The sequence below is a fragment of the Arcticibacterium sp. GJ41-1 genome (genome assembly GCF_055808875.1).
On record NZ_CM147888.1, the window covers coordinates 126683 to 141086 of the forward strand.

Annotated in this window: 13 protein-coding genes and 2 tRNA genes; 10 read left to right on the forward strand and 5 right to left on the reverse strand. The window is 37.7% G+C overall.

Annotated features, from left to right (window positions below; translation table 11 throughout):
• Window positions 1-2: 2 nt before the first annotated feature.
• The 6 genes from AC0L6O_RS00515 (at window position 3) to AC0L6O_RS00540 (ending at window position 6699) form a co-directional block, all read left to right on the forward strand.
• Window positions 3-1208 carry a DUF2130 domain-containing protein gene (locus AC0L6O_RS00515; protein WP_473305512.1) on the forward strand — a complete coding sequence of 402 codons (1206 nt, stop codon included), beginning with the start codon at window positions 3-5 and terminating at the stop codon, window positions 1206-1208.
• Window positions 1209-1349: 141 nt separating this feature from the next.
• The gene (locus AC0L6O_RS00520; RefSeq protein WP_473305513.1) at window positions 1350-2819 is read left to right on the forward strand and encodes a S41 family peptidase; all 1470 of its coding nucleotides are present in this window, start codon (window positions 1350-1352) and stop codon (window positions 2817-2819) included.
• Entirely contained in the window at window positions 2820-3869 is a 1050-nt protein-coding gene (locus AC0L6O_RS00525) for an energy transducer TonB (protein WP_473305514.1), read from the forward strand.
• Between the two features lie 55 nt (window positions 3870-3924).
• Window positions 3925-4614, forward strand: coding sequence for a glycosyltransferase family 2 protein (locus AC0L6O_RS00530; RefSeq protein WP_473305515.1), 690 nt, complete (start codon window positions 3925-3927; stop codon window positions 4612-4614).
• Window positions 4615-4621: 7 nt separating this feature from the next.
• Window positions 4622-6076, forward strand: a complete 1455-nt coding sequence (locus tag AC0L6O_RS00535; protein WP_473305517.1) for a cellulose synthase family protein — start codon at window positions 4622-4624, stop codon at window positions 6074-6076.
• Between the two features lie 5 nt (window positions 6077-6081).
• Window positions 6082-6699, forward strand: coding sequence for a hypothetical protein (locus AC0L6O_RS00540; protein WP_473305518.1), 618 nt, complete (start codon window positions 6082-6084; stop codon window positions 6697-6699).
• Here AC0L6O_RS00540 and AC0L6O_RS00545 read toward each other — a convergent pair.
• Genes AC0L6O_RS00545 through hisIE form a run of 3 tightly spaced genes read right to left on the reverse strand, consistent with a single transcriptional unit; the run spans window position 6674 to window position 8002 of the window.
• Window positions 6674-7057 carry a hypothetical protein gene (locus AC0L6O_RS00545; protein ID WP_473305519.1) on the reverse strand — a complete coding sequence of 128 codons (384 nt, stop codon included), beginning with the start codon at window positions 7055-7057 and terminating at the stop codon, window positions 6674-6676. The two genes, AC0L6O_RS00540 and AC0L6O_RS00545, sit on opposite strands and share 26 nt — an antisense overlap.
• A complete protein-coding gene (locus AC0L6O_RS00550; protein ID WP_473305520.1) occupies window positions 7054-7392 on the reverse strand; it encodes a phage holin family protein in 339 nt (112 codons plus the stop codon). The genes AC0L6O_RS00545 and AC0L6O_RS00550 overlap by 4 nt, the downstream gene beginning before the upstream one ends.
• A 7-nt stretch (window positions 7393-7399) precedes the next feature.
• Window positions 7400-8002 (reverse strand): bifunctional phosphoribosyl-AMP cyclohydrolase/phosphoribosyl-ATP diphosphatase HisIE, encoded by a 603-nt coding sequence (hisIE, locus tag AC0L6O_RS00555; protein ID WP_473305521.1) that lies wholly within the window; start codon window positions 8000-8002, stop codon window positions 7400-7402.
• A 113-nt stretch (window positions 8003-8115) separates the two neighbouring features.
• Between hisIE and AC0L6O_RS00560 the strand changes: the two genes are divergently transcribed.
• The 3 genes from AC0L6O_RS00560 to AC0L6O_RS00570 all read left to right on the forward strand — a co-directional run bounded on the left by AC0L6O_RS00560 (window position 8116) and on the right by AC0L6O_RS00570 (window position 9736).
• Window positions 8116-8188, forward strand: a tRNA-Gly gene (locus AC0L6O_RS00560).
• A 52-nt stretch (window positions 8189-8240) separates the two neighbouring features.
• Window positions 8241-8326: transfer RNA gene (locus AC0L6O_RS00565), tRNA-Leu, on the forward strand.
• Between the two features lie 333 nt (window positions 8327-8659).
• Window positions 8660-9736, forward strand: coding sequence for a DUF2652 domain-containing protein (locus AC0L6O_RS00570; RefSeq protein ID WP_473305522.1), 1077 nt, complete (start codon window positions 8660-8662; stop codon window positions 9734-9736).
• Between the two features lie 119 nt (window positions 9737-9855).
• On the opposite strand, the gene AC0L6O_RS00575 is transcribed toward AC0L6O_RS00570, so the two are convergent.
• Window positions 9856-11055 carry a glycoside hydrolase family 117 protein gene (locus tag AC0L6O_RS00575; protein ID WP_473305524.1) on the reverse strand — a complete coding sequence of 400 codons (1200 nt, stop codon included), beginning with the start codon at window positions 11053-11055 and terminating at the stop codon, window positions 9856-9858.
• 272 nt (window positions 11056-11327) lie between these two features.
• Here AC0L6O_RS00575 and AC0L6O_RS00580 point away from each other — a divergent pair, with 272 nt between their 5' ends.
• Window positions 11328-12938: a hypothetical protein gene (locus AC0L6O_RS00580; RefSeq protein WP_473305526.1), complete on the forward strand. Its 1611-nt coding sequence runs from the start codon at window positions 11328-11330 to the stop codon at window positions 12936-12938.
• Here AC0L6O_RS00580 and AC0L6O_RS00585 read toward each other — a convergent pair.
• Window positions 12935-14404 carry an alpha-L-fucosidase gene (locus AC0L6O_RS00585; protein WP_473305527.1) on the reverse strand — a complete coding sequence of 490 codons (1470 nt, stop codon included), beginning with the start codon at window positions 14402-14404 and terminating at the stop codon, window positions 12935-12937. The genes AC0L6O_RS00580 and AC0L6O_RS00585 overlap by 4 nt on opposite strands.

A 14404-nucleotide genomic window follows, 5' to 3' on the forward strand; every position in this document is an offset into this window, starting at 1 on the left:
TCATGACATCAAATCAAACTACTTGTCCTAATTGTGGAAACGTTTTTGATGCCGGTGAGGCACTTCAAAAGCACATGGATATTGAGCTGAAAAAGCGAATTGCTGAGCAAGAAAAAATAAACTCTGAAAAGCTTGAGCTATATAAAAAGCAGCTTCAAGAAGACAAAGCTAAATTTGAGCAAGAAGAAAAAAAGAAAATGTGGGCCATAGCTCAGGCAGAGGCAAAAAAGCGTGCTGATGAAAAAAACGGTGCCGAATTAAAAGCACTGCAAGAAGATAACAAAATTAAGCAGCAGCTCATTCTGGATGGACAAAAGAAAGAGCTTGAGCTTATGAAAAAAGAGAACGAATTAAAGTTTAAGCAAGAGCAGCTGCAGTTAAAGTTAGAAAAAGAAATGCTGGAGCGTAGCCGAGGCATTGAAGAAAAAGCCAAGAAGCAGAAAGACGAAGAGTTTGAACTCGTCAAAAAGGAATACGAGAAGAAACTAGAAAACCAGATGAACCTGGTAAAAGAAATGCAGCGAAAAGCCGAACAGGGCTCCATGCAGCTTCAAGGTGAAATACAAGAATTAGAAATAGAATCTATTCTTGGCAGAACCTTCCCTTATGATGAAATAGAAGAGGTAAAAAAAGGAATTCGCGGGGCAGATGCTATTCAGACTGTTATCAATGAGTTTGGACAAATCTGTGGTAAAATCATTTTTGAAAGTAAACGAACCCAAAACTGGGGAGGCGACTGGATTGAAAAACTAAAAACCGACCAAAGAGAAACAGGAGCAGAAATTGCTGTTTTGGTAACTCAAACCATGCCTAAAGACATGGAACGCTTTGGCGAAAGAGAAGGTGTTTGGATTTGCGGATTTCATGAAGTAAAAGGTTTAGTTTTTGTACTTCGTCAAATATTAATTAGAACCCAGCAGGCAAAATCTGTCAATGAAAATAAGGCAGACAAAATGAGCTTACTTTACTCTTTTCTTACCAGCAGCCAGTTTAAACAGCAAATGGAGGCCATAGTAGAAGGTTTCTCTAATTTGAAAAGCGAACTAGACCGTGAAAAAAGAGCCATGCAACGTATATGGAAAGAACGCGAAGTACAAATAGAGAAAGTCATAGGCAACACTATTGACATGTATGGAAGCATAAAAGGGATAGCCGGAAACTCTATTTCTAGCATAAAATCTCTAGAACTTCCTGATGGAGAAGAATAATTTTTAAGAAAAAAAAACAACTATAGTCGACTCAGCTATAAGTAATTAACAATTCATTAATTCTTAAAGAACCTCCACAGGGAAAATTTGGCATCGTTTTAGAGTCACGATTAATTGTAAATTTAAAATCGTGTTATCCCAATGAAAAAAATTAGCATCTTATCAGCCGCTACTGTCTTACTTAGCCTCAGCACTTTTGCTCAAGACGCCCCAGAAAAAAAACAAAGCTTGTGTTCCAGAAACTTTGATGCCGTCTACCAAAAAGTAGAAGACAACTATGCCGGATGGAGCGAAAAAGTAACTTCTAGAAATCAAAAGAAGTTTGACAAAATCACAGAAGAAACCAAGCAAAAAATATCAGATATTAATGAGCCGGAAGCTTGTTACCACGTATTAAATGAATGGTTGGCATTTTTTGAAGACGGTCATCTTTTCTTAAACATTCCGCCTTTTGTAAAACCAGAAGACCCAAGCGACATTGTTAAAAGAGCAGGAAAAGTAGGCTCTGTATCATTCAAAAACGAACCTGCTTTCAAGAAATATCTTGACAAGCAAAAAAACCTTCCAGAAATAGTAGGGATTTGGGAAAACGACGACAAAACTTACCGTGTAGGTATAGTAGCCAGCTCAAAGAAAAACAGATACGAAGCGTTCTTATTAAGCGATAGAGATGAGCTTTGGACGCAAGGTAAAGTTAAGTTTGAGCTCAAAGAAGTAGAAAAGAACAGGTTCGAAACTAATTACTATTACGCTGATTTTACAGACGAAAAGAAGCTTGGCCGGTTAGTTAAAAACTACCTTGTGATTGACGACATCTTCAAAATGCAGAAGATTTACCCAGAACCTTCTGAAGTGGTAAATAATGCTGACATACTTACGCGACTACCGCAATGGAGAGTTGAAAAAATAAATAGCAATACTGCATTAATTACCCTTCCTCCATTTACGATAATAGATGCTGCTGATTATATCCTTGATATGGTTAACAACAATAAAGCAATTATTGCGAACACTGAGAATCTTATTGTGGATTTGAGAAACAACCCAGGAGGAGACGAAAACGCTTTTTCTGCCTTGTATCCATTTATTGCCGATAAGCCTATCGTAAGAAAAGGTGGCATGTTTAGGTCTTCAGAAGAGAACCTTATTCTTCTTACACATGAATTAGAGTCTATTCAGGCTTTTCCAAAGTATAAACGTATTCTAGCTCCTAAACTTCAAGAGGTAATAGCAGGAATGAAAAACAATTTAGGTGGTGATGTGCAGGGGCCAGACAAGGTATTTCAATACCTAAGAGCAACTCCTTATCCTAAAAATGTGGCAATTCTTGTGAATGAAAATACGGCAAGTACAGCGGAAAGTGTTACTTTAGAAGCCAAACAAAGTGACAAGACTGTCATTATTGGTACTAAGACTAAAGGTCTTGCAGACTACATTGAAGTTAGAGACTGGGGCTTACCTGCTTTTGGCTGGAGGTTAGCTTTTGGCCTAGCTAAAAGTGCTAGAGAAACAAGAATAGATAATAAGGGAATTACACCTGACGTTAAAGTACCAAAAAAGGAAACTGATTGGATTCAGTTTACCACTGAGTACTTGAGCAAAAAAAGATAAATGTCTAAATATTTAAAAAACACCTCCGCCTTATTTCTTTTTATTTTTTCAATATCCCAAATAGCAGTTTCGCAAGTTGCTGTTAAGAAGAGCCTTCAAGGCGAATGGGTTAAAAATAAAATCACTTTAATAGACGGAAGTCCTATTTATGACGAGAATTTAAAAAATTCCAGCTTCGGGCTGGAATTTTCTGGTGACAGCCTCGTCATAAACATTGGTGGTAAAAACTCATACAGCTCGTATGATGTAAAAGACAGTATCTTAAACTACCGCGATAATTATTTCAAAATTTTACGTCTCGACAAGCCTTTTTTAGAGCTAAGCCAAGTGCTAACCACCGATGAAGTGGAGCCTATTAAAATAGAGATGACCTTTAAGCCAACAGTAGATATCGGCATTACGCCTCAAACTTATTTGGCAAAAAATGGCGACCCCGTTTACCTTTTAATGCCTGACCAAATAGAGCCAAAGTTTATCAATGCTAGGTACACGGCCATTGATTATATAAACAGTCATTTTAGGTACCCAGAATTTAAAAAAGGCGGTTTTGTAGTGCGTTTTGTAATTACAAAAACAGGAGAACTAGAAGGTCAAAGAATAATTGCGAGCTCTAATCAGAAATATGACCAAAGGCTAATAGACGCTGTTAATAAGACTAAAGGAAAGTGGCGTCCTGCCAAATATTTGGGCGAAGCCGTTAACTGTGAGGTAGAATTTAATTTTGACCTTGGTTATACTAAGCCAGACTATACTTCAGGAAACCCTGAAGAAGACAAAAAAGCAATGGCAGAAGAATATGCCTCAAATGGGAAATACTATTTCTCTGCTAAAAACTACCGTTCGGCTATCTTTTACCTTAGCAAAGCCATAGATAACGACCCTTATCAAATTAACTCTTATTACCTGAGAGCTGCGGCTTATATCTATAATAAAACACCTAATAAGGCTTGTGCAGATTATCTTCAACTAAAGATATTAGGCCAAAAGAGAGCGGAGGGGCTTTATGACAAATACTGCCAAAACTATAAACCCGAAACAACCGAGCCTTAGCTTTTACCGTAGATAGTGGTCAATAATCTTTAATTTGCAACAAAAAATTAGGCGATTGACTCCAAAAGGAATTTACGTTATTATTCCCGCTTTTAATGAGGCACTTTCTATTGACAAAGTAATAGCAGAGATTCCTGATTTTGTGGAAGAAGTGGTGGTGGTGAATAATAATTCAAGCGACCACACAGCTCAGGCTGCCAAAGATGCTGGTGCCATTGTACTTGACGAACCAAGACAAGGCTATGGCTATGCTTGCCTAAAAGGCATTGAATACTTAAAAACTAAGAAACCTGAAATAGTAGTTTTCTTAGATGCCGACTACTCCGATTACCCAGAAGAACTGACCCACATCATTGCTCCTATTCTTAATCGAGATATGGATATGGTTATAGGTAGCCGAAATCTGGGAAATAAAGAGCCTGGCTCCATGACGCCTCAGCAAATTTTTGGAAACTGGCTAGCCACTACGCTAATAAAACTATTTTTCAAAGTATCGTATACCGATTTAGGACCATTTAGAGCCATCAAATACAAAAGTTTGGTAGATTTAGCCATGGTAGACCAAACCTACGGCTGGACGGTGGAAATGCAGCTTAAAGCAGCAAAAAAAGGATTAAAAGTAACGGAGGTTCCTGTTAAGTACAGAAAACGCATTGGCAAGTCTAAGGTTTCCGGTACGGTCAAAGGAACCATCTTGGCTGGGTATAAGATTTTGTCTTGGATTTTTAAATACGCCTTGAAATAACACTCGAATGGACTTAATATTTCTACTTGCTTATTTAATTCCGCTGACCATTATTTTTATTTATTGTGTCATGCAGTTTAGTCTTATAGTTTCTCATTTTAAATATAAAGCACCAGCCCCTCCTACTCAAAACCTAGAAGAACTACCTTTTGTAACCATTCAGCTGCCCGTTTATAACGAAAAGTATGTGGTTAACAGGTTAGTAGATGCTGTCACCAAAATAGATTATCCGCTTGATAAATTAGAGATTCAGTTATTAGACGACTCTGATGACATTACCACAGAACTACTAGCCGCCAAAGCCAAAGAATACCGAGAAAAGGGTTTTGACATTACTCTAATAAGAAGACCAGAACGTGTAGGTTTCAAAGCCGGAGCCTTGAAATATGGATTAGAAACTGCCAAAGGAGAATTTGTAGCTGTTTTTGATGCCGACTTTATTCCTAGAACTGATTTCTTAAAGAAAACCATTCCTGTTTTTCAAGATGAAAAAGTGGGTGTGGTACAAACTCGCTGGGAACACATTAACGAAGACTACTCCCTTCTGACAAAACTTCAAGCTTTTGGCTTAGACGCTCACTTTTTTATAGAACAACCAGGGCGTTCCGCCGCAAATCATTTCATCAACTTTAATGGCACGGCGGGAGTTTGGAGAAAAGTTACGATTGAGGACGCTGGAGGCTGGTCTCCTGACACTTTAACAGAAGATTTAGACCTAAGCTACAGAGCACAGCTTAAAGGCTGGAAATTTGAATATTTAAGGGAATTAGATTCTCCTGCGGAATTGCCTGTAAGTTTACCTGCGGTCAAATCGCAACAATACCGCTGGATGAAAGGCGGAGCCGAGTGTTTTGTCAAAAATGCAAAAAAGATAATAGCCGCCAAAGACTTAAAACTCACCTCAAAGCTCCATGGTTTTTATCACCTTCTGAACAGCTCCATTTTTATTAGCGTGATGGCTTTGGCATTCTTTAGTATTCCATTGGTGCTTAACACACATATTTTCTCCGATTATCACACCATTGTCAATTTAACCACACTTTTTCAAGTCAATTGGCTTATTCTTGGCTCATTTTATTGGCTAGCTTTTAAGCGTAAAAATGGTTCTTTCTTTGCCTTTGTCAAAAGGTTTTTCATGTTCTTAGTATTTATGATGGGTTTATCGCTGCATAACACCATAGCGGTAGTGGAAGGTTTAATGGGTAAGAAAACACCTTTTGTGAGAACGCCTAAGTTTAACGTAGTCAACAAAACAGATGCATGGCAAGGGAATGTTTATTCCATCAAAAAAATTGGCTGGCTTACTTGGGTAGAAGGCCTAATCTCGCTTGGTTTCTTAGGTATGCTATTCATTGACGCACAAAAACAACTGTACGGCATGATGCCTTTCCATTTCATGGTATTTATGGGTTATGGATTGATCGTTTATTATACTGTCAAGCACGCCTTGTTTGAAGCTTAAAGCTAATGTTTGAAATATTAGATTTTATTAGTACAAACTCTTTTATCCTCTTGGGGATTTCCTTTCTTGTTTCTTTCTGTTATGCCCTCGCCATTATCAGCGAAAACCCTTCAGAAAACAGAGAATTCATCACTTTTTTGGAACGGTCAGGTCACTTCAAAGGGAGCAGGCTCTCCTTTGCCATTTCGTTCTACCTTTTCTTTCTTATGTTTTTTAGTTCGTCTCTAAATCATTTTTTTGTAAAAAAAGATTTAGAGACGCGATTGAGCGGCTGTTTTCAGCCTACTATTCTTGTTAATGGTAAACCAGAATTAAATGACCAATTATTAGTTGACCTGAAAAACCTTAAACGAGACAGAGCCAGTATAAAAGAACACAGCAACTTTGAGCTTTCTCTTGATATAATCGAAAACAAAGACACTATCTCACTTATACTTCATCGCTATTTGTTAGACTCCACCTTTTACGGTGTCTATTATGGTAAAAATATCGAATACACTAAAATGTGGAATATTAGAACCGAAGCGTTAAATAAGTACCAACCAAAACCTCCTCCTGAACCAGAGCTTGATTTAAGTCCTGAAACAAAGCGAGTTCTTAAAGCACTCCCTTCTGAAAAGTAATTTCTTTGACCAGCTTAGTGGCATTAAAATAAACGGCTATCGAAGTAGCTTCTGTTGGTTTCGGTATGTTTTCACATTGCGGCCCCGCCTCTAAAAAGTAAATAAATACCTTTTGGTTTCTGCTATCTAGCATTTGAAGGTCATACCTTCCTAGGGTCGAAAAAATATCGTTTTCACTGTGACCTATTAACGAATCTTTATTGGCCACTAGAGCGTCTTTAAAAGACGTTCTCAGCCCATCACAAGCATTCCTGTCAGACTTGAACACATCGGCACTAAAAGCCGCTCCCATGTCAATAGGCTTAGGTCTGCACGAGAAAAAGCCTATTAAAAAAAAGGAAATTAAAAAGTATCTCATTTCTGGAAAGAACCAACTAGGCTATTGACAATACTCAAGATAAAACTGAATATCAATGGCTGAATAAAACCAGTTACAGCAAAACCACCAATCAGAGCATCACAGATATAAACTATCAAAACAGTGATTACAAAGTAAAATAAGCCTAAAGTAAGAATGGTGATAGGTAAAGACAGAATGGTTAAAATTGGCTTTACAAATGTGTTTAGAATACTCATCACCAATGCCACAATAATGGCCGTAGTAATAGAGTCCACAAAAATATCTGGCAGTATATTAGGTATTTGAAATACCACTAGACCCACCAAAATCAATCTTATCGCATAATTTATCATAGCTTTTCTATTTATGTCTACTTATTAACACATCTATGACCTCATCCAGTTCAATTTCTTTTGCTTCTAGCAGCACTAAATAGTGATACATCAAATCGGCAGCTTCTCCTAAAAACAAATCTTTATTATCGTCTTTCGCCTCAATCACAAGTTCTACAGCTTCCTCTCCTACTTTCTGAGCCACCTTATTGATGCCTTTGGCAAAAAGGCTACTTGTATAAGATTTATCTGAAGGATTTAATCTTCGGTCATGAAGCGTTTTCCTTAAATGCTCAAGAAAGCCAACCTTTCCCACGTTGGTCTCTTGCCAGCAAGTATCATCACCTGTATGACAGGTAGGGCCATCTGGGCTAGCTTTTATTAAGATACTATCCTCATCACAGTCAATCGCTAAAGAATCTAAGTGAAGATAGTTTTTTGAGGTTTCACCCTTTGTCCAAAGCCTATTTTTACTTCTACTAAAAAAAGTTACAACTTTTTCAGCCAATGTTTTTTCGTAGGCTTCCTTATTCATGTACCCCAGCATGAGTACTTTTAGTGTATGAACATCTTGAACCACAGCGGGTAGCAGACCATCAGAACTTTTAGAGAAATCGGGTTTTCTTGTCATATCATTATCTTTGAGCTACAAAAGTACATTTGCTAAAAGAGAAAAGAATAAAAATTTTGTAAAAATGTCTTGACTAATAAAATCCTTCACTTATCTTTGCAGCTCAATTACAAGCAAAAGTAGCTCAGTTGGTAGAGCGTAACCTTGCCAAGGTTAAGGTCGCGGGTTCGAGACCCGTCTTTTGCTCGAAAAATAAAGCTCCCATTTATGGGGCTTTTTTTTTCAAAGGACACAGTCCGCCGGGGTGGTGGAACTGGTAGACACGCAGGACTTAAAATCCTGTGAGCCGAAACGCTCGTACGGGTTCGACCCCCGTCCCCGGTACAAAGCCGCAAAACTTAAGTTTTGCGGCTTTTTTTGTGTTAATCCTAAAATCCTCTGAATCGAAACGAACGCACGGGTTCGACGGGCAGGCGATCCTGACCCGTCTTCGGTACTGAAAAAACTTAAGTTTTGCGGTTTTTTGTGATAATCCTTACTGTTCTAATCAGCATGCTGTCTACTCCCTCAATCATTTTGCGTTAATTTTACGTTCTTACTTATAAGTCTTCTAAAGAGAACCTTCGGATATTTAAACTTTAAAAGAAGCAAAATGAATGACCTAGTATTCAATAAAGACTATCTTAAGAAGATTAAGCGTTTCAAACAAACAGTTAAATGAGCCAAAATGCCCTACTTTTCATTCCTGATATAAGTGGTTATACCAAATTTATCAATCATACGGACGTAGAGCATAGCCGTCATATTATTTCAGAATTACTAGAGGTAATATTGGCAAAAGACACCTTGGGTTTAGAATTGGCAGAAATAGAAGGCGATGCTCTTTTTCTGTACAAATTGCAGAGTTCGTCTACCATTGAAGATGTTTGGGCTCAAGCAAAAAAAATGTTTTTAGCTTTTCACGAGCACCTTTTGCTTTATAAGCACAGAAGAATTTGTGATTGTGGAGCCTGCCTTACAGCGAGCAGTTTGAGCCTTAAGTTTGTTGTTCACCTAGCCCCCATTGATTTTATAGAAGTAGCTGGCAGAAAAAAACCTTACGGCCCGGAGGTAGTTAAGGTGCATAGGCTTTTAAAAAACGATATTCAGAACAGCGAATATTTGCTACTTTCAAATGAAACAACAACCGCTTTAGGCTCACTTCCTAGTTCTGAAAAAATTAATTATTACGAAACTCAATATGATTTTGGGCCTTATAAGTATTCGGCGATTGATATGAGCCCGCTTCGCTCAGAGGTGTCAGTCACCCCTAAGTTTGAAGTGACCAAATCAAAAGTTGAGCTAATGAATTTCAACATTGATATTGCCGCATCGGTAGATGACGTGCATGAAATTACTAGCAATTTTGCTTATCGCCATCTATGGAATAAAGATCTAGATTCCATTTCTTATGATAAGGATAGGGTTAATAGAGCAGGGTCTACTCACCTTTGTGTCATCAATGGTGATACCGTGGAGTTTGAGACGCTGGATACAGGCCAAGAAAGAAAGCCGCTTATTTATGCAGAGCGAACTAAGTCAGCTCCTTTTACAAGTCAACTAGATAATTTTTACGTATTCACTGAAACAGAAACGGGTACAAATATCGAATTCACTCTTTTTGCAACATTCAAAAAATACAGAGGATGGGCTAAGTACCTGCTAAGAATACTTATGAAAAAGCGTATGCTTCAAGGCTTAATTGACCTTAAAGCCTTAGCTGAACAAACTGGGCTGGAAAAGCTACAAGAATAGGCAAATGAGAAGAAAAGATAAGGAATAAAACTATTTTATCGTTCCAAAACACAAGCACGGTGGACTAGTTACTTTAACCCGTCCACCGTAACAAATGTTTTTGAGCTCCTTTCATCAGCCTACTTCAAATTCCCTTTTTCGCCAATAGCCTTATGTTCTCTGATTTTGCGAGATTCAAAACGCATGATGCTTTGATAATCTCCAGAGTTATAAATATGGGATAAACCCCAATCCATAATTTGTACAGGGTCTTGTTCTGATGTTAACTCTCTATTCAAACCTATGGCATGCGGAGCTCCTTTAATAGAAGCCATAATATTAAAGTTTACTCCATCAGCAGACCATTGAATCGTGTTTTTCTCTGGTCCGTCTGTTGTAATTAAAGATGCTATTCCGCCATTATATGGCCAAACACATATTTCATGACCACTATTACTAATTGGGTTAAACGGAGATTTCACATATGGTCCTTTAGGATTATCCGCAATAGCCACACCATGACGAATCTGTCTCCCACCCCAAGTTATTTCTTCACCCATTTGCTCCCCTTTATAATACAAATAGAACTTACCCTTATATGGAAGAATGCATGGGTCATGTACTTTATGACTGTCAAAGTCTCCTTTCTTTTCTACACTAAATCTATTCTGCTCTTCTCCTTTCCATATTCCATTGTCCGCAGGGCTAAGAATAGGCTCAGCACTCTTAGTCCATGGACCATTTGGCGAGTCTGACCAAGCCAATCCAACTTGATTTTTAACTCTAACCACATAAGGAGACTTCACGGTTTGATAACATAAATAATAGACACCATCATACTCCATAATTTCTGTGGTGAAAACGCTCCTATCATCATAAGAACCTTTCTCCCCACGTTTTACTGCTACACCTTGCTCTTTCCATGTCCAGCCATCTTGTGAGGTCGCATACCAAATATCACATCTGTCCCACGGAAAAACCTTCTCATTTTCAATATCTCCACCAAAACCTTGCGTAGGACCAGTACTGCGAGAGTACCATACGTAATAAGTATCCTTAACTTTAAGCACAGCACTTGGGTCTCTTCTAACCACACCTTCTTCATAAGCCAAATCACCTTTTAAAGGCTTCAGACCTTGAAAATCTAAAAACCATTCATTTCCTAAATCTTTAGGCCAGTCCAATGCTCTTTTTGATGCTGCACTTAAATGCGTGACATCCGAAATACCAAGTTTATCAATTTGGCTTTGAGAGATTGAGGGCTCGGTCTCTTTACATGACATCATAGAAAAAGACAGGAATACTAAAGAAAGGCTAGCTACTCTGAATAAATGCTTCATTTTGTATTTAAATAGGATTTTAAAAATTTGTACGAAGACCAAAACTCATTAAAAGGAATCTCCTTTCTTGCTTTGGTCATCAGCTTCCAAATCAAACACATTATTAGCCTACTACCATAAAAACCCACTATTCAAAAACTGAACAAGGCAAAATTAGCTTACTAGAAAAAAGGCTTTTAGCCATAGATAAAGCTTGTTTCTCATAATACTTCTAACTAAAACCTAAATTCTCACTAAATTGAAAAGCTCAATTGCCTCTCACTAAAAAAGATATGAGTTTTAATAAACGGCTACCTACTTTTTTAATCTTAACACTGCTGGTTTTCGGTGTTAACCTCATTAATGCCCAAACTGCTGTCTCAAAATTCAAGAAAGCAGATGAGCTTCGCTTCAAAAATCATAAAGAGAGTTTAACTATGCTAGCCGAGTGCTATCAGGAATTCACTACTTTAAAAGACACCACAAATGCTATCAAAACACTTAGGAGAATAGCCTTCATTAACGGACATCATGCCAAATACAAAGAATCTTACGACTGTCTGTGGAAAGCTCTCTCTTTAGCATCGCTTTCAGGAAAAGAAAGTACTGTGGCTTCTTTATATGTAGACATAGGCCGATACTATGGGTTTTACAAAAGAAAAGAAGAGGCGTTAAATTTTGTCAATAAGTCGATTAAAACAAAAAAGAGTTTGATTCAAAAAGGCGAAGTCTCAAAAGAGGTGCTGGTAGAAAGTTACGCAGCCATGTGTGCTTTAAACAGAGAATTTGAAGATTTTGGAAAAGCCCAAACTTACCTCGATAGCTGTTTTCTTTATTTTGACAAAACAGCCTCTGTTCACTTAGCAGAGCTTCAATTTGAAGAAGCAGTCATATTAAGCAACACCAATAAAGTTAAGCAAGCGATAAAACTATTTGACGAAGTCAAAGAATGGTTTGCCCAACATAATCCATCTTATAACGTTTTAGTGATTTCGCATCAAGGTTTAGCTTATCAAACTAATGGACAGCTAGACCAAGCAGAAAAGAATTTCATAAAAGCTCTAGAACTCTCAGAAACCTACGATAGCCACAGAGATTTCGCGAATCTTATTCACGAATATCTTTCTAAGCTATACTTTACAAAAGGAAACTTACCGCTAGCATATAAAGAGCTAAAAAAGGTAAAAGAACTAGACAAACTGTTTTTTGACAGTAGAAGTGAAAACAATAGGGGTTTATTAGAAATTCAAGACCAATTCAGACTAGAACAAGAAAAAGCGGATGCTCTCATTCAAAAACAAAAATTAAAGGAACTAGAAGCGGCAGAAGAGATTCTATTTCTTCAAAGAACCATTCTCATCATAGCCCTAGTTTTCCTTTCTGTACTGGCATTTTTGTATTTCAAGTTTCTTAGAAATAAACATAAAGCCGAAAAAAGGATTGCCCTGAAAAATCAGGAGCTGGAAGTGCAGAAAACTAAAGAACTGCTAGCATTGAAAAATAGAGAAATGACCGTTTCTTCTTTAAAGCTCATAGAAAAGGAGGAAATCATTGATGAATTCAAATCCAATCTAGAAAAGTTAGACTGGCAAATAGAACCCAACAAACTCAAAAGAGCCGTCAAATCATTAAAAGTAAATCATAAGCAAAACTGGGAAGAGTTTGAAACTCGTTTTGTAGCAATCAACAGCCAATTTTACACAAACCTTCACGCTAAATTCCCAAACCTTACTGCTAGCGATGATAAAATTTGTGCACTCATTAAGCTGAATTTCAACAGCAAAGACATGTCTAAACTCTTGGGCATTTCTATTGAAAGCGTACACACAACAAGGTACAGACTAAGAAAAAAGTTAGGCTTAGAAAGAGACGATAACCTTACCGACTTTATAATGAAATTTTAAAACTCAAACTTTAATGCCACAGCGGGTTGGTTTTTATTCTCCTTCATTTGGGCTTTAGTTAACCATACTTTTGTCTGACTTCCTTCCGTTTTCCATTTCAAAGGCTCAGAACTTCCTAAAAGATATACTTTTGACCCTTTCTTAGGCATATTTCCCTCCCAAGTCAAAACTTCCGACAATGGGTTTTCTTTTGACGTAGTCACCAAAGCATAGGCATATTTATCTTTTGACTTCGTGAAGTAGGTATTGCCACTCTTAAACGTGTCCATGATTCTGGTACCATAAATAGCTTCGCCAAACTTGCTCGTCCACTGCCCTATTTCTTCCAATCTAGAAATTTGTTCTGGCAAAAATTCTCCTTCTGCCGTAGGACCCACCCCCAAAAGTAAATTACCACCTTTCGCCACAATCTCTATGAGTGTATGAACCACAGTTTCAGCAGACTTAAATTTATCGTTTGGAACATAGCCCCATGCACCGCCTAGCGTTATGCAGCTTTCCCAAGGGTTTTCAGATTTGTCTTTTGGAATGCCTTGCTCTGGTGTACGGAAATTTTCAAACGGACCATGCACAGTTCTATCCACTATTAGTACTCCTGGCTGATTTTCACGCATGACCTTCGCTATTTTAGGCATATTTATTTGCATGTCGAAGTCTGGAATGGGAGCACCCCAGTTTCTAACCTCCTCCGTCACTGTATTTCTTGGTCTAACCCAACCTCCGTCAAGCCACACAATGTCAATTTTTCCATAGTTGGAAGTCAATTCATTAAGCTGATTGTGCGTAAAATTTTCAAATTGATTCCACCTCCATGGATTCTTTCTTATGTCATAATTGACGTTTCTATCGGGTGTAGCATATCTGTCCCACCAAAAATATTGCGAATGCCAATCTGGTTTTGAAAAATATGCTCCTATAAGGAAATCCTTTTCTCTAAATGCCTCAAAAACATATTTGGCCACATCTGCTCTTGGATTTGCCTCAAAAGGACCATTACTTATTTTAAAATCAGAAAATTTGGTGTCAAACATATTGAATCCGTCGTGATGTTTGGTGGTAAAAACCACATACTTCATACCGGCGGATTTTGCAGCAGCAGCCCAAGATTCAGGATTAAACTTTGTAGGATTAAAAGATTTGTTTAATCCCCAATACCATCTTTTATAATCATCATAATGGCTGGTGCTATCTCTATAAATCCAATCTTCATTACAGAGAGTCCAAGATTCAATAATCCCAGGAACAGCATAAAGTCCCCAATGAATTATAATTCCAAACTTCTGGTCTCTCCAGTTTTCTAGATTTTCTGCTACGAGTTCATCTTCAGGATAAACATATTCTGTAGAAGCTGGGTGAATGGTATTTTGGGCATGAGCCTGTGCTGAAAACAGCACAGACATAAAAACCACTTTATATATAAATAACCTCCTGACAAAATTTAACGGAGGGGTATCTTTTCTGAACAT